Origin of the sequence: Streptomyces sp. RerS4, assembly GCF_023515955.1 — a bacterium.
In the GTDB taxonomy this organism is placed as follows: Bacteria; Actinomycetota; Actinomycetes; order Streptomycetales; family Streptomycetaceae; genus Streptomyces.
The window spans coordinates 2,444,273-2,462,498 of the sequence record NZ_CP097322.1 but is presented as its reverse complement, the minus strand read 5'-3'; the positions used below and the strand labels follow the sequence as shown (position 1 = coordinate 2,462,498).

18 protein-coding genes and 1 pseudogene are annotated in these 18,226 nt (G+C 73.7%); 8 read left to right on the top strand and 11 right to left on the bottom strand.

The window, feature by feature from the left end:
• Nucleotides 1-25: 25 nt before the first annotated feature.
• Both M4D82_RS11345 and M4D82_RS11340 read right to left on the bottom strand, forming a co-directional pair.
• Complete coding sequence (locus M4D82_RS11345) at nucleotides 26-796, bottom strand: ABC transporter permease (RefSeq protein WP_249765932.1); 771 nt, start codon at nucleotides 794-796, stop codon at nucleotides 26-28.
• Nucleotides 797-843: 47 nt separating this feature from the next.
• Nucleotides 844-1,812 carry an ATP-binding cassette domain-containing protein gene (locus M4D82_RS11340; RefSeq protein WP_249765931.1) on the bottom strand — a complete coding sequence of 323 codons (969 nt, stop codon included), beginning with the start codon at nucleotides 1,810-1,812 and terminating at the stop codon, nucleotides 844-846.
• A gap of 148 nt (nucleotides 1,813-1,960) precedes the next feature.
• On the opposite strand from M4D82_RS11340, the gene M4D82_RS11335 reads away from it, so the two are divergent.
• Complete coding sequence (locus tag M4D82_RS11335) at nucleotides 1,961-2,641, top strand: response regulator (protein WP_283844465.1); 681 nt, start codon at nucleotides 1,961-1,963, stop codon at nucleotides 2,639-2,641.
• 173 nt (nucleotides 2,642-2,814) lie between these two features.
• On the opposite strand, the gene M4D82_RS11330 is transcribed toward M4D82_RS11335, so the two are convergent.
• A complete protein-coding gene (locus M4D82_RS11330; RefSeq protein WP_249765930.1) occupies nucleotides 2,815-4,002 on the bottom strand; it encodes a carboxylate-amine ligase in 1,188 nt (395 codons plus the stop codon).
• Between the two features lie 264 nt (nucleotides 4,003-4,266).
• Here M4D82_RS11330 and M4D82_RS11325 point away from each other — a divergent pair, with 264 nt between their 5' ends.
• The gene (locus tag M4D82_RS11325) at nucleotides 4,267-5,523 is read left to right on the top strand and encodes an MFS transporter (RefSeq protein WP_249765929.1); all 1,257 of its coding nucleotides are present in this window, start codon (nucleotides 4,267-4,269) and stop codon (nucleotides 5,521-5,523) included.
• A gap of 205 nt (nucleotides 5,524-5,728) precedes the next feature.
• Here M4D82_RS11325 and M4D82_RS11320 read toward each other — a convergent pair.
• The 3 genes and pseudogenes from M4D82_RS11320 to M4D82_RS11310 form a co-directional block, all read right to left on the bottom strand.
• Nucleotides 5,729-7,074, bottom strand: a pseudogene (locus tag M4D82_RS11320) (carboxyl transferase domain-containing protein).
• A 178-nt stretch (nucleotides 7,075-7,252) separates the two neighbouring features.
• Nucleotides 7,253-8,851, bottom strand: coding sequence for a sensor histidine kinase (locus tag M4D82_RS11315; protein ID WP_249765928.1), 1,599 nt, complete (start codon nucleotides 8,849-8,851; stop codon nucleotides 7,253-7,255).
• A gap of 7 nt (nucleotides 8,852-8,858) precedes the next feature.
• Nucleotides 8,859-9,896, bottom strand: a complete 1,038-nt coding sequence (locus M4D82_RS11310) for a rod shape-determining protein (RefSeq protein WP_249765927.1) — start codon at nucleotides 9,894-9,896, stop codon at nucleotides 8,859-8,861.
• 222 nt (nucleotides 9,897-10,118) lie between these two features.
• Here M4D82_RS11310 and M4D82_RS11305 point away from each other — a divergent pair, with 222 nt between their 5' ends.
• Complete coding sequence (locus M4D82_RS11305; protein ID WP_249765926.1) at nucleotides 10,119-10,832, top strand: esterase/lipase family protein; 714 nt, start codon at nucleotides 10,119-10,121, stop codon at nucleotides 10,830-10,832.
• Nucleotides 10,833-10,990: 158 nt separating this feature from the next.
• Here M4D82_RS11305 and M4D82_RS11300 read toward each other — a convergent pair whose 3' ends face one another.
• Nucleotides 10,991-11,503, bottom strand: a complete 513-nt coding sequence (locus M4D82_RS11300; RefSeq protein ID WP_249771701.1) for a hypothetical protein — start codon at nucleotides 11,501-11,503, stop codon at nucleotides 10,991-10,993.
• 153 nt (nucleotides 11,504-11,656) lie between these two features.
• Here M4D82_RS11300 and M4D82_RS11295 point away from each other — a divergent pair, with 153 nt between their 5' ends.
• The gene (locus M4D82_RS11295; protein WP_249765925.1) at nucleotides 11,657-12,424 is read left to right on the top strand and encodes an SCO2400 family protein; all 768 of its coding nucleotides are present in this window, start codon (nucleotides 11,657-11,659) and stop codon (nucleotides 12,422-12,424) included.
• 12 nt (nucleotides 12,425-12,436) lie between these two features.
• Here the strand turns inward: M4D82_RS11295 and M4D82_RS11290 are convergent, their stop codons facing one another.
• Nucleotides 12,437-12,859 (bottom strand): MarR family winged helix-turn-helix transcriptional regulator, encoded by a 423-nt coding sequence (locus M4D82_RS11290; RefSeq protein WP_249765924.1) that lies wholly within the window; start codon nucleotides 12,857-12,859, stop codon nucleotides 12,437-12,439.
• Nucleotides 12,860-12,953: 94 nt separating this feature from the next.
• Between M4D82_RS11290 and M4D82_RS11285 the strand changes: the two genes are divergently transcribed.
• The 3 genes from M4D82_RS11285 (at nucleotide 12,954) to M4D82_RS11275 (ending at nucleotide 15,387) form a co-directional block, all read left to right on the top strand.
• Nucleotides 12,954-13,976 (top strand): NADP-dependent oxidoreductase, encoded by a 1,023-nt coding sequence (locus M4D82_RS11285; protein WP_249765923.1) that lies wholly within the window; start codon nucleotides 12,954-12,956, stop codon nucleotides 13,974-13,976.
• A gap of 64 nt (nucleotides 13,977-14,040) precedes the next feature.
• Entirely contained in the window at nucleotides 14,041-14,463 is a 423-nt protein-coding gene (locus tag M4D82_RS11280; protein WP_249765922.1) for an organic hydroperoxide resistance protein, read from the top strand.
• 66 nt (nucleotides 14,464-14,529) lie between these two features.
• Nucleotides 14,530-15,387, top strand: a complete 858-nt coding sequence (locus M4D82_RS11275; RefSeq protein WP_249765921.1) for an EI24 domain-containing protein — start codon at nucleotides 14,530-14,532, stop codon at nucleotides 15,385-15,387.
• Here the strand turns inward: M4D82_RS11275 and M4D82_RS11270 are convergent.
• Complete coding sequence (locus tag M4D82_RS11270) at nucleotides 15,384-16,286, bottom strand: NAD(P)-dependent oxidoreductase (protein WP_249765920.1); 903 nt, start codon at nucleotides 16,284-16,286, stop codon at nucleotides 15,384-15,386. The genes M4D82_RS11275 and M4D82_RS11270 overlap by 4 nt on opposite strands.
• 98 nt (nucleotides 16,287-16,384) lie before the next feature.
• Between M4D82_RS11270 and M4D82_RS11265 the strand changes: the two genes are divergently transcribed.
• Nucleotides 16,385-16,720 carry a winged helix-turn-helix transcriptional regulator gene (locus M4D82_RS11265; RefSeq protein ID WP_249765919.1) on the top strand — a complete coding sequence of 112 codons (336 nt, stop codon included), beginning with the start codon at nucleotides 16,385-16,387 and terminating at the stop codon, nucleotides 16,718-16,720.
• Between the two features lie 7 nt (nucleotides 16,721-16,727).
• Here the strand turns inward: M4D82_RS11265 and M4D82_RS11260 are convergent, their stop codons facing one another.
• Together M4D82_RS11260 and M4D82_RS11255 are read right to left on the bottom strand one after the other, a co-directional pair.
• Nucleotides 16,728-17,447 carry a carbon-nitrogen hydrolase family protein gene (locus M4D82_RS11260; RefSeq protein WP_249765918.1) on the bottom strand — a complete coding sequence of 240 codons (720 nt, stop codon included), beginning with the start codon at nucleotides 17,445-17,447 and terminating at the stop codon, nucleotides 16,728-16,730.
• A gap of 79 nt (nucleotides 17,448-17,526) precedes the next feature.
• Nucleotides 17,527-18,102, bottom strand: a complete 576-nt coding sequence (locus M4D82_RS11255) for a TetR/AcrR family transcriptional regulator (RefSeq protein WP_249765917.1) — start codon at nucleotides 18,100-18,102, stop codon at nucleotides 17,527-17,529.
• Nucleotides 18,103-18,226: the final 124 nt, after the last annotated feature.

Sequence of the window (18,226 nt, the reverse complement as noted above, 5' to 3'; positions counted from 1 at the left end):
GTCCGGGCCCGGTTCCGACGTGGGGTCAAGCGTCCCGGCGGCGCAGCACGTACAAGCCGATCAGGTGCGTGGCCACGGCCCATGCCGCCACGATCAGGAACGCCGTCACCGGTGCGTGCGGGGCATCGGCCCCGATGCGCATGAAGTGGTCTCCGGATCCGTGTGGCAGATGGTCGTTGACCTCCGCGAGCGCCGGGCCTCCGAGCCCCAGGAGCACGCTCGGCAGGGCCCACAGGAGTGTGACGAGGAACGAGAGCGCGCCGGCCGGGTGGCGCGTGGCGAAGGCCACCCCGACGGTCAGCACGGCGACCGACGCCTGGTAGAGACCGACCGCGAGGACCTGCCGGAGGCTCGGGCCGACCTCGAAGGAGGCCCGTCCGTCGAAAGCCGGCCAGGCCACCGCCGTGCCCACGGCGGCGAACGCGGTGCCGGCGACGAACGCGACCACGGCCGCCACCAGAGCCTTCGCCGTCTGGACCCGATGCCGCCGGGGCACCCACAACAGGGAGGCCCGCACGCTCCCCGTCGAGTACTCGGAGGTCACCGTGACCATGGCCAGGACGACGACGGCGAACTGGACGAGGACGGCGGAGGAGGCCGCCGCGTTCCCGACGGGCTGGATCGGATCGTCGTTGATGCGGGAGATCGAGGCGTAGTAGTAGGTGAAGACTCCGGTGATCGCGAGGCCCGCCAGAAGGCAGAGCCAGGGGGCCCGGACGGACCACAGTTTGGTCCATTCGCAGGCGATCGCCCCGGCGAGGCCGCCGGGTGCTCCCCGGCCAGGGGTGTCGGGCACGGGCCGGCCCCCAGGGTCCGTCCGCCTGCCGGGTGTCGTGGTCGTGGTCACTGTCGTCCCCCTTCGTTCGGCGCGGCGGCCGCGTCGGCCGTGACCGCGCCGCCGCCCGTCGCGTACTCGACGCTGCGCGCGGTCAGGTCCATGTACGCCTGCTCCAGCGAGACCCGTACGTCGCTCAGTCGGTGCAGCCGAACCCGGCAGTCGTGGGCCAGGTCGCCGATCTCGGCGGCGGTACGGCCCTCGACGGTGATTTCGCCGGACGCGGTCGTCTCGACGCTCACCCCGGGAGCGGTCATCAGGCGACGGACCAGCGTCTCCCGCTCCTCGGGGTCGGGCACCACGGCGCTCGCCGACGCGGGGGACGCGGCGGCGAGGAAATCCGTCATGGAGGTGTCGCTCAGCAGGCGGCCCCGTCCGATCACGACGAGGTGGTCGGCCGTCAGCTGCATCTCGCTCATCAGGTGACTGGAGAGGAACACGGTGCGTCCTTCCGCCGCCCGGTCTCGGACGAGCCGGCGGATCCACCGCACGCCGTCCGGGTCGAGGCCGTTGACCGGCTCATCCAGGACGAGCACGGGCGGATCGCCGAGCAGGGCGCCCGCCACCCCGAGCCGCCCGCTCATGCCGAGCGAGTACGTGCCCGCCGGCCGGCGGGCCGCCTTGGTCAGGCCCACCGTCTCCAGCACCTCGTCCACACGACGTACAGGGATGCCGTTGGCTCGCGCCTGGGCGACGAGGTGCGCGCGGCCGGAACGGGCCGGGTGGACGGCCCGAGCGTCCAGCATCGCTCCCACCGCGCACAGCGGCCGTCGCAGGTCCGCGTAGGGCCGTCCGCCGATCAGGGCCCTTCCGCGGGTGGGGTGGTCCAGGCCCAGGATCATGCGCATCGTGGTGGATTTCCCGGCCCCGTTGGGGCCGAGGAAACCGGTCACGCGGCCGGCCCGGACGTCGAATGTCAGCTCGTCCACGGCGAGGGTGTCGCCATAGCGTTTGGTAAGTCCTCGAAGGGTGATCACGGAAGCGACGCTAGAAGTCCGCGGCGCCGACGCCCATCGGTCGAACGGCAGCGGCGTCCTGACCTTCGTCAGGGGTGTGCCCCGCCCCGGGGGCTGATGTGGGGATCTCGCCGTTCGCACGGGGGTGCGTCGGCCGTAGGCTCGCCGCGTGGAAGCGACGACAGCGAACAGCCCACCGGTCCGGGTCCTGGTGGCCGACGACGAGGCCATGGTCCGGGCCGGGGTGCGGGCCATCCTGGCCCGGGACCCGCACGTCGAGGTGGTCGCCGAGGCGGGCGACGGGCACGAGGCCATCGCGCTCACCCGCCGACACCGGCCGGACGTGGTGCTGTTGGACATCCAGATGCCCGGCATGGACGGGTTGGCGGCAGTGACGCGGCTTCACCGAGAGCTGACGGGGGTCGGCGTGATCATGCTGACGACCTTCGGTCAGGACGAGTACGTCACCCGCGCCCTGGAGGAGGGCGCCGACGGATTCCTGCTGAAGGCGGACGACCCGAGAGAACTGCTCAACGGAGTACGGGCGGTGGGAGCCGGCGGGGCCTACCTGTCTCCGCGGGTGGCCGGCCGGGTCATCGCGGGGTTGCGGGCCCACCGGGCGGCGCATCCCCACCGCTCGCTGGAACGGCTGACGGAACGGGAGCGCGAGGTGCTGGCCGGTCTCGGGACCGGGCTGTCCAACGCGGAGATAGCGAACCGGCTCCACCTGGTCGAGGGGACGGTGAAGGCGCACGTCAGCGCGGTGCTCGCGAAATTGGGCGCGCGCAACCGGGTGGAGGCGGCCATCTCCGCGTACGAGGCCGGGCTGGTCCCGCCACGCCCCCGTTGACTCGGTGTCAGCGCGCAACCGCTTCCGGGGCCCTTGCGCAGTGCGGAGTCCGTCCCCGGTCCTGACCGTCTCCCCCGCACGGGGGGAGACGGCCCCCCTACCCGAGGCCGACCGTACGCCGTCAGGAAACCAAGGCCGGGCGGGTCCGCCCCGGAGGGCGGACGCCGCGGGGGTCAGAAGTTCTCCGTCTCCTCCACCAGCCGGCGCAGTACGTCGGTCAGGTCGTGGCGGCGGGCGAAGGCCGTGCGTTGTCGCGCGGCGCCCGAGCCGTCGCGCAACAGCCCGCCCAGGGTCTTGGCCGCGTGGTCGAGGTCGCCGGCGGCGGCCAGGGCCGGGGCGACGAGGTCGAGGAGGGCCTCCGCGAGGTCGGCCGCCGGGAGTTCGGCGCCCGTGTACGGATCGAGGCCGAACCCCTCCAGGCCGTCGTGCGCCGCCCGCCAGCGCGCGAGGCGCAGTACGTCGTCCCGTACGGGCGGATCGGGCCGCTGCTCCGCGATCTCGCGCAGGGCCGTCGCCACCAGGGCGCGGGCCAGCTCGGCCTGGAGGACGGCCGTGTCGAGGTCCGGGGACATGTCGGGGGCCCGGATTTCGAGCGTGGGCCAGTTCCCCGACGGGCGCAGGTCCCAGTAGACCATCTTGGTGTCCAGGGCCGCCCCGGAGCCGAGCAGGGTCTGCACCGAGCGCCGGAAGTGGGCGGTGGACGTGAAGTGCGGAGGCGGGCCCGCGGAGGGCCAGCCCGACCAGGCCATCGCCCGCCAACTGGCGTGACCGGTGTCCCGGCCGCCCCAGAAGGGGGAGTTGGCGGCCAGCGCGATCAGCGTGGGCAGCCACGGTCTGACCCGATTGGAGACGGCCACCGCCGTGTCCACGTCGAGGGTGCCGATGTGGATGTGTCGGCCGCAGCTGACCAGGGTGTCGGTCAGGGCGCCGAAGCGGCGGTGCTGCTCGCGCTGTCGGGGCTCGTCGTCGGTCAGGTGCAGGGGTCCGGGCACCGCCACGACGGGCGAGGGAGCGGCCAGCAGCCGGCAGCCGTGCTCACGGGCCGCCGCGGCGAGGGTGCGCCGCAGGGCGGCGAGCTCCTCGCGCAGGGTGGCCGAGGAGTCGGCGACCGGGGTCGAGATCTCCACCTGGTACCGGGTGCCCTCGGCGTGCAGTTGCTGGGGGAGTCCGGCGGCGGTGGCGAGGACGCGGGGTGCGGCGGGGACCACCCGCAGGGTGTCGGCGTCGACGAGGAGGAACTCCTCCTCGACCCCGACCGTGAGGGGTGTGGTGACGCCGCTGACGGTGCGCAGGCCGTGGCCGGAGGGGCCGGTTTGGCCGGTGTCACCGGTGCTCGTGGTGCTGTTGCCAGGTTCGATCACTACGCCTCCCTGGACATACGAGTCTTTTCATCATGAGCTGAACGGGAGGCGCGGGGGTACGTCGATTCAGTCAAATCTCCGGTGATAGTGGCGGGTTAGCGGCAAGCGGGACACCGGTCTGGGGCCGCCGTTCCGGGTGGGGAGTGCGGGGCGGGTGGGTGTCGGGAAGCGCGGCCTTCGCCCTTGCCGGGGGCGCGGCCCCCCGCGGCGGTGACGAGGTCCTCGGCCGCCCGGGGCCCGCCGAGGTGGTGGTTATCATCCCGTGTGACCGGTTCGACGTCTTCCACCCGCCCCCGGCGCCGCATATTCGCCGACCTGACGCCCCTGCGGACCTCCGCCGACTACCGCCGGCTGTGGATCGGCGGCACCGTCTCCTGGACGGGCCAGGCGATGACCACCCTCGCGATCTCGCTCCAGGTCTACGAGATCACCCGGTCGAACTTCGCAGTCGGACTCGTCGGGCTCTGTTCCCTCGTCCCGCTGGTTGTCTTCGGGCTCTACGGCGGCGCCATCGCCGACAGCGTCGACCGGCGCAAGCTCGGCCTCTACAGCTCCCTCGGGCTCACCGCGCTCTCCGTCGCCCTCGCCGGCGCCGCCCTCCTCGACTACCACCGGGTCTGGCTGCTCTACACGGTCGTCGCCCTCCAGGCCGTGTGCGCGGCCCTGAGCGGGCCGGCCCGCTCGGCGATGATCCCGCGCCTGCTGCCGGCCGGGCAGCTGCCCGCCGCCAACGCGTTGAACTCCGTCACCATGACCTCCGGGATGATGGCCGGCCCCGTCCTCGGCGGTCTGATCGTCGGCTGGTGGGGCTACCAGGCGGCGTACCTGATCGACGTGGTCACCTTCGGCGCCGCCCTGTACGCGATGTGGCGGCTGCCTTCGATGCTGCCGGAGGGCGGGCCGCGGGGGCGGGCGTCGGTGCTGGACGGGCTGCGCTTCCTCGGGACCCGGCCCAACATCCGCATGACCTTCTTCTCCGACCTGGCCGCCATGGTGTTGGCCCACCCTCGGGCGTTGTTCCCGGCCGTCGCCGTGCTCTGGTACGGCGGTGACGCCCGTACGGTCGGCCTGCTGGTGGCCGCGCCGGCCGTCGGGGCGCTGCTGGGCGGCCTGTTCTCCGGCTGGCAGGGACGCGTCCACCGGCACGGGCTGGCGATCCTGCTGTCGGTGGCCGCCTGGGGGTTGGCCGTCGCCGTCTTCGGGCTCACGCGCAACCTGTGGCTCGGGTTGCTCTTCCTGGCGCTGGCCGGGTGCGCCGACACCATCTCGATGGTGTTCCGCACGACGATGCTCCAGGCCGCCACCCCGGACGGCATGCGGGGCCGGCTCCAGGGCGTGTTCATCGTCGTCGTCGCGGGCGGACCCCGGCTCGGCGACTTCCTCGCCGGGACCGCCGCCGATCTCACCTCCCCGGCCGTCGCGGTGACCGGCGGGGGGCTGGCGTGCGTACTCGTACTGGGCCTGCTCGCCGCGCGCTGGCGTGACTTCGCGCGCTACGACGCCCGCTCGCCGCAGGCCTGACGGAGCGTCTGGGAGTTGGCCGGTTCTTTGCGGTGCGGTCGGCGGGTCTTCCGCCGGCCGTCGCCGGCCGAGGGCCCGCGCCTGCGGGCCGCCCGCGAGACCCCGATCGGCGATCTCGACGCCTGCCCGACGCTGGGCGCCCCCTCGAAGCTCCCCCAGCAGGTCACCCGCCTGTACACGGTGGAGGTGAAGCTGCCGCCCCGTTCTAGGGGGTGTTCGGTGCCACGATGCCCCGGGCGACCCCCAGGGCCACCAGGTCCTGGGGGCGGATGCGGAGCTGGTCGGCGGTGGCCGGGGCCTCCTCGGCGGGGCGCTTGAGGATGGCCGCCGCCAACTCCGGGGCGATGACGGAGAAGTAGCTGTCCGGGGTCACCCAGGTGTTCCCGGGCGCGGCCAGGGCGAGGGCCCCGCCGGAGCCGCCCTCGCCGATGAGCAGGGTGGTCACCGGGACGCCGGCCGCCGCGACCGCCGCGAACGTGTCGGCGATGGCCGCGCCGGCGCCCGCGTGCTCGGCGGCGGCGTCGTTGGCCGCGCCGGGGGTGTCCACCAGGGTGAGCACCGGGATCCCGAGCCGGTCGGCGAGCCGGATCACGCGGGCGGCCGTACGGTAGCCCGCCGGGCGGGTGGCGGTGCCGCACTGGGCGGCGTACGCGACGGCCCGCCCCTCGCGCAGCCCGAACCCGCACAGCATCCCCGGGTCGACGCCGCCGGCCCGGTCCCCGCGCAGCGGCAGGCGCACCTCGAAGTGGGCGTCCAGGTACGCCTCGGCGCGCGGCCGCTCCGGGTGCCGGGCCTGCCGGACGGCGTCCCAGCCGCTGCGCGGAGCCGCTACGTCGGCCAGTGCGGCCGGGGTTCCACCGGCCCGGCCGGGCGGGGCGCGGCCAGCACGCGCAGCCAGTCCGCGAGGACGCCCGGCAGCTCCGGGGCCGGCACGACGGCGTCGACGTGCCCGGCGGCGTACTGTCCCTCGGCGGAGTAGGCCTCCGGGTCGGCGTCGGCGGGCCGCACCCGGGACCCGGCGAAGCCGACCTGCGCCCCGGGCAGCGCCAACACCACGTCGGCCCCGGCCCCGAGGGTGGCCCAACCGCCCCCGGTGGTGGGATCGCGCAGCACCGCGATCTGCGGCAGCCCGGCGGCCCGGGTCAGCACGCTCTGCCGGGCGACGCGCTGGAGCTGGGCCAGCGCGAGCATCCCCTCCTGCATGCGGGAGCCACCGGTGGCGATCAGGGAGACCAGCGGCAGGCGGCGTTCGCGAGCGTGGGTGTACGCGGCTTCGAGCCGGTCTCCGGTCCGTTGGCCGAGGGACCCGCCGAGGAAGCCGAACTCGAAGGAGATCACGGTGGCCGGCCGGCCACCGATGAGGGCGGTGCCGGTGACGACGGACTCGGACTCACCGGTCCGGGCGGTGGCGCGGGCCCGGGAGGCGTCGTAGCCCGTCCAGCCGATGGGACCGTCGTCCGGGGACTCCCGTGGGGGCGCGGGGAGTTCCGTGAAGCTGCCGGGGTCGGTGAGGGAGGCGATGGCCGCACGGGCCGAGAGGCGGATCGTCACGCCTTCACCCTAGGCCGTGCCCCGCCGATCGGGCCGGGCGTGGAACGTGATCCGCGAGACACCCTCCAGCCTCCCGAGAGCCTCCGCGTCCAAGCGCCTCGGTCCGGGGCCGGGCCTTCCCCGCTCCCCGCCTCCGGCGTGCCGTCGTCCGCCCACGCGGGCTCACCCCAGGGGGCCGTTACAGCGGGGCCTCCCATGTCAGGGTCGTGCCTCGGGTGGGGGATTCCGTCATGCCGTCGTCGGAGACCGTGAGGCGGACGCGGGAGGCCGTCGCGTCGATCTCGACCTCGATCGCGCTGACGCCGGTGCGGCGGTGGGCCGCCGCGAGGGCGCCGCGCAGGGCCGACAGCAGCTCCGTCGTCACCGGGTCCGGCAGCAGCGCGTCCACCGCGCCCGCGAAGTGCACCGACGGCTGGAAGCCCAGCAGCACCGCCGCGCCGCCCGTCTCGCGCAGCACCCGCCCCCGGAACGTCGTCGGGGCGTCCGTCGGCGGCTGTTGGAGGGCGAAGATCGCGGTGCGGACCTCCTGGATCGTGGAGTCCAGCTCGTCCACGGCCCGGCCCAGTTCCTCGTCCACCGTGTCCCCGGACGGCGCGTTCGACGAGCGCCGCCGCGTGCTCTCCAGCATCATCTCCGTCGCGAACAACCGTTGGACCACCAGGTCGTGGAGGTCGCGGGCGATCCGGTCGCGGTCCTCGTAGACGGCGAGCTGCTCGCGGTCGTGCTGCGCGTCCGCCAGGACGAGGGCCAGCGCGGCCTGCGAGGCGAACTGCGAGGCCAGCAGCCGGTCCACCGCGTCGTACGCCGGTCCGCCCCGGGCGCGCGGCAGCGCGAGGGTGCCGATGAGCTGCCCGCCGCTCTGGAGCGGCAGCATCATGCTCGGGCCGAATCGTTCCCGCACGTGTGTGGTCATCCGGGGGTCCGTCGCCGAGTCCTCGATGAAGACGGGCTCGCCGCCCAGGAGTTGTTCGAGGACCGGTGAGCCGGGGGCGATCGCCGTCCCCACCAGGTCCCCCGGGTCCCCGTGCGTGGAGGCGGCCACGATCTCCATGCCGCCCTCCGGGGTCGGCTGGAGCACCACGCCGGCCGCCGCGTCGGCCAGCAGCCGGGCCCGTTCGGCCACGCACATCAGCGCGTCGGCCGCCGGGCTGCCCGCCAGCAGGGTGGTCGTCACGGCGGCGGCCCCCTCGATCCACCGCTCCCGGCGGCGCGCGGTCTCGTAGAGCCGGGCGTTGCCGATCGCTATGCCGGCCTGCGACGCCAGCACCCGCGCCAGCGCGAGGTCCTCTTCGGTGAAGGGGCCGCCGCCGCGCTTCTCGGTGAGGTACAGGTTCCCGAACACCTCGGTGTGCACCCGGATCGGCACCCCCAGGAAGCTGCGCATCGGCGGATGTCCGGGCGGGAAGCCGACGGAACGGGCGTCCTGCGTGAGGTCGTCCAGCAGCAGCGGACGCGGGTCGCCGATCAGCGCGCCGAGCACACCGCTGCGCCCGTCGGGCAGCCGTCCGATCGCGGCCCGCTCGGCGTCGGTCATCCCGGCGGTGAACAGGTCGGTCAGCCGGCCGCGCTCGGGATCGACGACGCCGAGCGCCGCGTACCGCGCCGCGCACAGGTCGGCGGCGGATTCCACGATGTGCTGGAGCGTCGTACGCAGCTCCAGGTCCGAGCCGACGCTGAGGACCGCCTCCAGCAGCACGGGGAGGGTGGACGGCGACGGCTCCTCGCCCTCGCCGCCCGCCTCCCCGGCCCGCGTCCGCGCCCGCTCGTCCGGCGTCATCCGGCCGTCATTCGGCCAGGGGGTTGAGAACCATGGGTGCGATCTTCCCTTCCAGCATCGCGCCGAGCCCCAGCACGGCGCACACGTCCGGCCGTTCCGCGATGGCCACGGGCATTCCGGTCCAGTCCCGCAGCATCTGGTCCAGGCCCGGCAGCAGCGCGCTGCCTCCCACCATCATGATCCCCCGGTCCGTCAGGTCCGCGACCAGGTCCGGCGGGCAGTCCCGCAGCACCTTGCCGATGCCGTCGAGGACGGCGGTCAGGGGGGTGTGGATGGCGTCGCGCACGGCGGCCGTGTCCACCTGGACGGAACGGGCGAGTCCGGTGGCGACGTCCCGTCCGTGGATCAGGGTGGACGCCGGGCCCTCGGCGGTGATGCCGTTGCCGTGCAGGGCCACCTGGAGGGGACGGACGGCCTGGCTCGGCAGCATCAGCTCGTGCGCGTGGCGCAGGTGCTGGACCACCGCGTGGTCGATGGCCTCGCCGCCGACGGGGATCCGTTCGGCGGTGACGATCGAGCCGAGCGAGAGGACGGCCACCTGGGTGGCCGCCGCCCCGCACACCATGATCATCGTCGCGGTCGGCTGCTCCACGGGCAGACCGCAGCCGACGGCGGCGGCGATCAGGGTGTCGACCAGTTCGACGCGCCGGGCGCCGAGCCCGACCAGGGTCTCCACCGTGGCGCGCTGGGCCAGCGGGTCGGCGTCGTGCGGGGTGCAGGCGGCGGCCCGCAGGCGGGGCTTGCGGCGCAGGGCGCGACGCAGCTTCTCGCCGAGGAGGTGACGCAGCATCCGCTGGGCCATCTCGATGTCGACGACGGTGCCGCCGGAGACGGGGCGCACGACCCGGATGTAGTCGGGCGTACGGCCGGTCATCCGCTCGGCGAAGGTGCCGACGGCGATCAGCGCGCCGGTGCGGGTGTTCACCGCGGCGACGCTGGGCTCGTCGACGACCAGTCCGGCGCCCTTGACGTAAACGCGGGTCCTGGCGGCTCCCAGGTCGACGGCGACGTGGCAGCGGCGCAGCTGCTCAAGACTGACGGTCACGGCAGTTCCTCCCGAGTGCGCGGGCGCAAGAAGACCGACGGGGCTGTCGGTCGTAATTCATATCTTCTCGGGTCAAAGGGGCATACCGCCCGCTGGATTGCTCCGGCCGTGGCGTGTCGCGCGGGCCGGGAGTGCTGCACGGGGGTGGATTTCTGTACCGACAGGCACGACGATGCGCGCACCGTCCGCGCTACTCGTGCGTAACCAGGTAAAGGGGACCCGATGCTGACGCCCCGCCAGAGGATCCTGGCCCTCCTGACCCTCTGCCTCACCCTTCTGGCGCCCCTGCCGGCCCACGCCGGCGAGCGTTTCGACCGGACGGCCGAGCAGGTCGCGGGGGCGCCGCGCAACCCGGTGGTCTTCGTCCACGGCTACAACGCCGACCCCGGGGTGTGGGGGTCCCTGCGCGAGGACCTGCGGGCCGACGGGTACACCGACGGGCAGCTCTTCTCCTGGGGCTACGACACGCACCAGTCCGTCAACGAGGTGCTCTCCGGTCGCCTCGCCGCCTACGTGGACGAGGTGCGGCGCCGGACCGGCGCCGCACGGGTGGACATCGTCGGCCATTCCTTCGGCTCCCTGGTCAGCCGCTGGTACGTGAAGTACGGGGGCGGCGCCGAGGTCGTCGACCGCTGGGCCTCATTGGCCGGCCCCAACCACGGCACGTCCACCGCCTGGGCGTGCGCGCTGTGGGACCAGGCCTGCCGGGACATGACCCCCGGCTCGTACGTCGTGAAGAACCTGGCCTCCGGCGACGAGACGCCCGGCGCGGTGCGGTACGCGACCTTCTGGTCGGAGTGCGACGAGGTGGTCAACCCGGACCACAGCGTCCCGCTCGCCGGCGCCCTCAACACCCCGGTGGGCTGCCTGAAGCACAACGACCTGCTCGGCGACGACGCGACCTCGTCGGCCGTCCGCGCCTTCCTCGGGAGCTAGGGGGTGTCTTTCGGATCAGGCCGGATCAGGGAGCGGTGGTCGGTGCCGTGCATCGCAAGGCGGAGGAGGGAGTCGACGCGGAGCGTCGGCGACCGACGACAACGCGGCGAGGCGCGGTGCCGGCCACCGCGAGCCCGGCCTGATCCGAAAGACACCCCCTAGACGACACCACCCGGCGACACCCGCTGGAGCAGGCCGTACGTGAACTCCGCCACCAGCGGGGTCCCCGATGCCGTGAAGGCCAGGCGCCACCGGGTCGGCGCCGTGCCCTCCATCGGCCGGGCGGGCGCGAAGGCACGGGCCACCTCGTCCACGGTCGCCGACCACGGCCTCAGGTCCGCGGCGCTCTCCAGTACGGGCCCCCGCGCGCCCGGCGCCCGCACGAGCCACTCGTTCCACACCGCCCCGTCCGGCCCGGCCAGCACCTCGAAACGCAGGTCGGGCCAGAGCCCCACCGGCCACAGCAGGGCCTCGCACGTCAGGTCGCCGATCCGGCGCGCCCCGCTCGACTCCGGCGGGCCCAGTACCGACCGGTAGCGGGCGAGGGCGCCCCGGGAGCGGGGCGAGCGGACCATCGCCTGCCAGCGCCGGTTCGCCTCGCGTTGCTCGGCGAGCGTGGCCCCCAGCCGCAGCCGGGCCTGCTCGGCGAGGTCCGGTTGGAAGTCCGCCATCCTGCGCAGCAGCACCAGTTGGAAGGCGTACGGCCCGAAGGCGCCCGGGGTGCCGGAAGGTTGGGTCGCGGTCACGGAAGTAACGATTCCACACAGGATCCTTACGTTCCCGGAATACCGCTGTTGCCGGGAAGCGCATAGCCTGCGGGCGCCATGAACTATTGCCCCGCCTGTCGCAGACACCTCAACGGCGCCCTCGCGTGCGCCGGGTGCGGAACCCCGGCCGAGCAACTGATAGCCGCCGGGTCGGGCGCCCCTGCCCCGACGCCGCCCGGCCCCCCACCGCCGCAGCCCGCGCTCGCCGAGGTGTTCGCGGACTCCCTGATCGTGATGAACGGCCCCGCCCATGGGGGCCGGGCCGGTGCCCGACGCCGCGCCGCGAACCGGCGCCGGGGCGGCCGGACGGCGCTCACGGTGGGGCTCGGGCTGCTCCTCGCGACCGGGGGTTCCATCGCGGTGGCCCGCATCGTGAGCGACGACGAGGGGGCGGACCGGGCGGCTGAGGTGGTGCTCGTCGACGACGCCGAGCCCCGCGACCCGCAGCTGCCGCCCGACGGGGACGGTCTGCCCGCCGGGCCCTCGGCCCTGCCGACGGCGAAGGCCTCGGGCGGGGCGGCGAAGACGGCCGGCTCCGGGGGCGGACCCTCCGGCTCGGCGCGGCCGGGGGCGAGCGGGAGTGCCTCCGCCTCCGCGGGGACGGGGCCGTCTGCGGGCGCCACCGAGGGCGGGGGAGTCGTACGACCCACCGGGCCGGGGCAGCCGGCCCCCGACGCGACCGGCCCGGCGAAGCCGCCCGGCACGGCCCCGACGCAGACCAAGCCGGGCCAGGGCACCCCGCCGAAGCCCACGACCACCCCGAAGCCGACTCCGAAGCCGACTCCCACGGAGGAGTGCAGCTTCTGGAACCTGTGGTGCATCTGAGGCAGGGCCGCCTCAGGCCAGCATCCGCCTGAGCAGGTCCCGGAGCGCCTCGCGCTCCTCGGCCGACAGCCCCGCCAGCGGCTCCCGCGCGAAGTCCAGCGACTCGCGCAGCCGCTCCGCCGTCCGCATCCCGTCCTCCGTGGGCGCTGCCAGCTTCACCCGGCGGTCCGCCGGGTCCGGGTGGCGCGCGACCAGGCCGCGGCTCTCCAGCCGGTCGATGATCCCGGTGACGTTCGACGGCTCGCAGCGCAGCTTCTGCGCGATGCGGCGCATCGGCAGCGGCTCCACGGCCAGCAGCGTCAGCACCTTGGCCTGGGCGCCGGTGAGCTGGTGGCGGGAGGCCGCGTCCTCGTACTCCATGTGGTAGCGGGCCACGACATCGCCGATGAGCTCGACGACCTCGATGGTCACTGGGTCTGTGCGGCGACTGGGCATGGCACCAGAGTACCCATTTACTTGACAACATGAAATATCCAGGCGCATGGTTGTTTCACGTTCTGAAGCATTTCCCCTCGTTCAGGAGCCCCGCATGTCTCAGATCCCCGCCGTCAGCCGCGAGTGGCACCTCGTCCGTCGCCCGCAGGGCTGGCCCGTCGCCGAGGACTTCGCCCTCCGCGAGGTCCCGGTCTCCGCCGAGCCCGCCCCCGGCCGGATCCTGGTCCGCAACCTCCGCATGTCCGTGGACCCGTACATGCGCGGACGCATGAACGACGTGAAGTCCTACGTCCCGCCCTTCCAGCTCGACGAGCCGATGCAGGGCGGCGCGGTCGGCGAGGTCGTCGCCTCCGCCGCCGAGGGCTTCGCGGTCGGCGACCACGTCCTGCACCACCTGGGCTGGCGCGAGTACGCCGACCTCGACGTGAAGTACGCCACCAAGGTCGACGCCTCCCTCGCCCCGCTCTCCGCCTATCTCGGCGTCCTCGGCATGCCGGGCCTGACCGCCTACGCCGGGCTGTTCGAGGTCGCCTCCTTCAAGGAGGGCGACGCCGTCTTCGTCTCCGGTGCCGCCGGTGCGGTCGGCAGCCTCGTCGGCCAGTTCGCGAAGATCAAGGGCGCCTCCCGGGTGATCGGCTCCGCCGGCTCGGACGAGAAGGTGACGCTCCTCACGGAGAAGTACGGCTTCGACGCCGCCTTCAACTACAAGAACGGCCCCGTCGCCGAGCAGCTGCCCGAAGCCGCCCCCGAGGGCATCGACGTCTACTTCGACAACGTCGGCGGCGACCACCTGGAGGCCGCCATCTCCTCCCTGAAGGTGCACGGCCGCGCCACCCTGTGCGGGGCCATCGCCCAGTACAACGACACCGCCCCGGCGCCCGGCCCGCGCAACCTCGTGCAGGTCATCGGCAAGCGCCTGCGCCTGCAGGGCGTGCTGGTGAGCGACCACGCCGGCCTCCAGGACCAGTTCGTCAAGGACGTCGCCGGCTGGCTCGCCTCCGGCGAGCTGCGCTACGACGAGACGGTCGTCGAGGGCGTCGAGAACGCCACCGACGCCTTCCTCGGAATGCTGCGCGGCGACAACACCGGGAAGATGATCGTTTCCTTCACCGGTTAGGCTCACTCCACACCGTCGTGATCGTGGGCGCGAGTCACGGCGATTCACCTGGAGGATCCACTTCATGTCCATCACGCAGTCCGACGTCGCGTACACCGCTGTCGCCACCGCCGAGAACGGCCGCGACGGCCGCGTCGCCACCCACGACGGCAAGCTCGACGTCGTCGTGAACCCGCCGAAGGAGATGGGCGGCAGCGGCGAGGGCACCAACCCGGAGCAGCTGTTCGCCGCCGGCTACAGCGCCTGCTTCCAGGGCGCGCTCGGTGTCGTCGCCCGCAACGAGAAGGTCGACGTCTCCGGCTCCACCGTCACCGCCGAGGTCGGCATCGGCAAGAACGACGAGGGCTTCGGTCTGATCGTCAAGATCTCCGCCTCGATCCCGAACGTGGACGCCGCCACCGCCAAGGACCTCATCGAGAAGGCCCACCAGGTCTGCCCGTACTCCAAGGCGACCCGCGGCAACATCACGGTCGAGCTGGCCGTCTGATCGTGCCCCGCGCGTGAAGGCCGCACCCCCCGCCGGGGGGTGCGGCCTTCGCCGTAAACTGCCCCCATGCGTGATCTTGCGGGGGGCTTCCGGTATTTGCTGGCCGGCCAGAGATGGGTCTTGGGCAACGGACGGTGGCTGGGCTTCGGCCTGCTGCCGGGCCTGGTGTCGCTGGTGCTCTACGCGGCCGCCCTGTTCGGCCTCTTCCAGGGGGCCGACGACTTCACGCGCTGGGCGACGCCCTTCGCCTCCGACTGGTCCTCGCCCTGGCTCGGCCTCTTCCGCGGCTTCCTGACCGCCCTGGTCTACGCCCTCGGCCTCTTCCTCGCGGTGATCACCTTCACCGCCGTGACCCTGCTGGTGGGCCAGCCGTTCTACGAGTCCCTCTCGGAGCAGGTGGACCGCACCGAGGGCGGCGAGGTGCCCGACTCGGGCCGCTCGTTCTGGGAGGACCTGTGGATCTCCGCCCGGGACAGCCTGCGCCTGCTGGTGCGGGTGGCGCTCGTCGGGATCCTGCTGTTCGCCCTCGGGTTCATCCCGGTGATCGGGCAGACGGTGGTTCCCGTCATCGGGTTCTGCGTCTCCGGCTTCTTCCTCACCCAGGAACTGACCTCCGTCGCCCTCCAGCGGCGCCGGGTCGACCTGGACGAGCAGCTGCGCCTGCTGCGCGGGCGCCGCGCGCTGGCGCTGGGCTTCGGGGTGCCGCTGGTGCTGGTGTTCCTCGTCCCGCTGGTCGCGGTCTTCCTGATGCCGGGGGCCGTGGCGGGGGCGACGCTGATGGTGCGCGAGCTGACGGGTGAGGATCCCGCCGAGGAGGCGCGGGAGGGCCGGGCCGGGGACGACCCGAAGCGGCCCGACGCGCCGGCCGCGTTCGTGCGGCAGCCCGCCGCAGGGTTCGGCCCGCCGCCGCCCTCGTTCCCCTAGGAACGCCCCGGGCGGCGCAGGAGCGTGATCGCGCCGGCGGTGTCCTCGCCGGCGTGGGCCGCCGGGTCGGACTCCAGGCGCTCGCGCATCAGGTCGAGGTAGGGGGAGATCAGCTCCGGGCTGACCCCCTGTTCGGCGGCGGTGCGCAGCAGCGTCCCGGAGGCCGCGACCTGCATGGCCAGGTTCGAGACCACGCCGCCGGTGAACTCCCGCGAGGTCAGCCGCTCGGCGGCGTTCCCGACGAAGAAGCCCATCGCGCCGAGCCACTCCGACAGCAGCGGCGCCAGGTCCTTGGGGGCGATGTCCTCGCCCTCGATCAGGGCGTAGGCGTGCGAGATCCCCGCGAACAGCCCGTACATCGCGCTGAGCAGGGCCACGTCGTGCAGGGCCGCGTGGCCGGGGTCCTCGCCGACGAAGCGGGCGGCGGCCGGCACCTCCAGCGTGCCGCGGTGGGCCTCGAAGAGCGGGCGGGAGCCGCTGTAGAAGACGTACGCGCCCGCGCCCGGGGCGCCGATCATCGCCGGGGTGGCCATGATCCCCGCGTCCAGGAACCGGGCCCCGCGCGCCTCGGCCCAGGCGGCGCGCGCCCGCCCCTCGGCGGGGGTGCCGGTGGTGAGGTTGACCAGGTCCTTGCCGGTCAGGTCGGCGGCGTCCAGGACCGCGCCGATGCTCGCGTCGTCCAGCAGGCAGAGCACGATCAGATCGCTCGCGCCCACCGCCTCGGCGGGGCTCGCGGCGACGCGGGCGCCCTCGGAGGCCAGGGCCTCGGCCTTGGCGGCGGTGCGGTTCCAGACGGTGAGGGGGTGGCCGGCGGCGAGCCAGGTGCGGGCGAGGGCGGTGCCCATGTCGCCGAGTCCGAGCAGGGTCATGGGGCGCTTCGTCACGTGTGTGTCGGTCATGACGTTTAGCCTGGTGGCAGGCCGCGAGGCACTCAAGTACGCACTTTGGGGTGGGTGGTTACCCCGAGGTGAGCGAGCAGGTGGGAGAGGTGGGCGCGATGGCGCTGACACGAAGGCCCGGGGCGGACCACTGTGGGATCGCGGCCGCGATGGCCGTGATCGACGGCAAGTGGAAGGTCTCGCTCCTGTGGGAGCTGGAGCAGTGCCCGCGGCGCTTCGGCGAACTGCGCAGACTGGTCCCGGGGGTCTCGGAGAAGGTCCTCGCCGCGCAGCTGCGCGAGTTGGAGACCGACGGCATCGTCCACCGCGAGGTCTACGACGAGGTCCCGCCCCGCGTCGAGTACTCCCTGACCCCGCTCGGCCAGGACCTGAACACGGCCCTGGAAGCCCTGGGGGAGTGGGGCACGAAGCACCTCCTCGCGGACTCCGCCTGAGCGGCCGTCAGGCGTCGGCCCCCACTTCGGCCACGGCCAGGCCCGGGGTGTGGTCGTCGGCCTCCGCCAGTGACCGCCCGTCCGGCGCCCATACGGCGGCCCCGCCGCAGCCCGTCCACGGGCCCGCCGGGCCGACGTGGTTGGCGAGGGCCACGTGGAGCCCGTACCCCTTGGCGATCCCGGGGTACACGCTCGCCCGCTGGGCCCGCCCGTCGCCCGTGCCGTAGAGGGAGCTCGCCAGGTGGACGCGGCAGTCGTCGGCGCGGGCCCGCGCGGCCAGGTCCGGGAAGTGGTGGTCGAAGCAGATGCCCAACGAGAAGCGCATTCCGCCGAGTTCGAAGCGCCCGTCGGTGTCGCCCGGCGCGAAGACGTCCTGCTCGTGTCCGTAGAGGTGCTGCTTGGCGTACGTCGTCACGTGCGCGCCGTCCGCGTCGTAGACCAGCGTCGCGAGGGCGGGCAGCGGCCCGTCGGCGCGCAGGGCGGCGTTGACGGCGACGGCGATCCCGGCCGAACGCGGCCCGTCCAGGCGGGGGTCGTCCGCGTCGGCCAGCCACAGGCCGGGGTCCTCGGCGAGCGACTCCAACTCGTAGCCCGTGAGAGTCAGTTCCGGGAACACGACGAGCTCCGCGCCCCGATCCCGGGCCTGCCCGGCGAGGGCCGCGGCGAGGGCGGCGTTGGCGGTGACATCGGCGGGGACGCAGGTGAGCTGCGCGGCGGCGATCCTCATGGGCTCAGGATGCCACCCGCTCGCCGGCGCGGGACCCGCGCGGTTCCCCGGGGCGGGGATGCCCCGCCGGTCCGGGAGATTACGCGTCGGGGCCCCGCAGGAGGGAGAGGAAGGCGCGGAAGGCGGCGGGCATGTCCACCGATTCCGGGGCGAGCAGCCACTGGTACTGGAGGCCGTCCATCACCGCCGTCAGCAGCGGTGCAACCTGCTCCGGGGTGAGCCCCGACGGGAGGTGCTCGCCGAACTCGGCGCGCAGCACGGCGGCCATCTCCCCGCGCACCTGCGCGTAGCGCTCGGTGAAGAACTCCCGGGCCGGATGCCCGTCGGTGACGCTCTCGCCCAGCAGCGCCGAGAAGGTCTGCACGATGCCGGGCCGCATGGCGTTGTAGTCCACCAGGGAGGCCAGCAGGTCGAGCCGCCAGGTGCCCGCGGCGGCGCGCGAGCCGCCGCCCGTGTCCCAGCGGTCCCGTTCCTCCAGGACCGCGACGAGCAGCGCCTCCTTGGTGGGGAAGTAGTGCAGCAGCCCCTGCTGGGTCAGGCCCACGCGCTCGGCGACGGAGTTCAGGGACGCACCCCGGTAGCCCCGCTCCGCGATCACCTCGACCGCCGCGCGGACGATCTCGCCGCGCCGCTCCTCGCTCTTCGCCCTGGCCATCGCCCGGCACCCCTTCCGCTCGCACCCTGCCAGCAGGACCGTACGGCATCGGATTATCACATAACGATAACGAACCCTACCGTTCACCAGGTAGCGGGTCCACCATGGGCGCACACCGCACCGC

What these genes read in the sequence shown, in the direction of transcription:
- M4D82_RS11315 (WP_249765928.1), bottom strand. Translation starts at nt 8,851, where the DNA reads ATGACGCCGGACGAGCGGGCGCGGACGCGGGCCGGGGAGGCGGGCGGC.
- M4D82_RS11305 (WP_249765926.1), top strand. Translation starts at nt 10,119, where the DNA reads ATGCTGACGCCCCGCCAGAGGATCCTGGCCCTCCTGACCCTCTGCCTC.
- M4D82_RS11300 (WP_249771701.1), bottom strand. Translation starts at nt 11,503, where the DNA reads ATGGCGGACTTCCAACCGGACCTCGCCGAGCAGGCCCGGCTGCGGCTG.
- M4D82_RS11295 (WP_249765925.1), top strand. Translation starts at nt 11,657, where the DNA reads ATGAACTATTGCCCCGCCTGTCGCAGACACCTCAACGGCGCCCTCGCG.
- M4D82_RS11290 (WP_249765924.1), bottom strand. Translation starts at nt 12,859, where the DNA reads ATGCCCAGTCGCCGCACAGACCCAGTGACCATCGAGGTCGTCGAGCTC.
- M4D82_RS11285 (WP_249765923.1), top strand. Translation starts at nt 12,954, where the DNA reads ATGTCTCAGATCCCCGCCGTCAGCCGCGAGTGGCACCTCGTCCGTCGC.
- M4D82_RS11280 (WP_249765922.1), top strand. Translation starts at nt 14,041, where the DNA reads ATGTCCATCACGCAGTCCGACGTCGCGTACACCGCTGTCGCCACCGCC.
- M4D82_RS11275 (WP_249765921.1), top strand. Translation starts at nt 14,530, where the DNA reads ATGCGTGATCTTGCGGGGGGCTTCCGGTATTTGCTGGCCGGCCAGAGA.
- M4D82_RS11270 (WP_249765920.1), bottom strand. Translation starts at nt 16,286, where the DNA reads ATGACCGACACACACGTGACGAAGCGCCCCATGACCCTGCTCGGACTC.
- M4D82_RS11265 (WP_249765919.1), top strand. Translation starts at nt 16,385, where the DNA reads ATGGCGCTGACACGAAGGCCCGGGGCGGACCACTGTGGGATCGCGGCC.
- M4D82_RS11260 (WP_249765918.1), bottom strand. Translation starts at nt 17,447, where the DNA reads ATGAGGATCGCCGCCGCGCAGCTCACCTGCGTCCCCGCCGATGTCACC.
- M4D82_RS11255 (WP_249765917.1), bottom strand. Translation starts at nt 18,102, where the DNA reads ATGGCCAGGGCGAAGAGCGAGGAGCGGCGCGGCGAGATCGTCCGCGCG.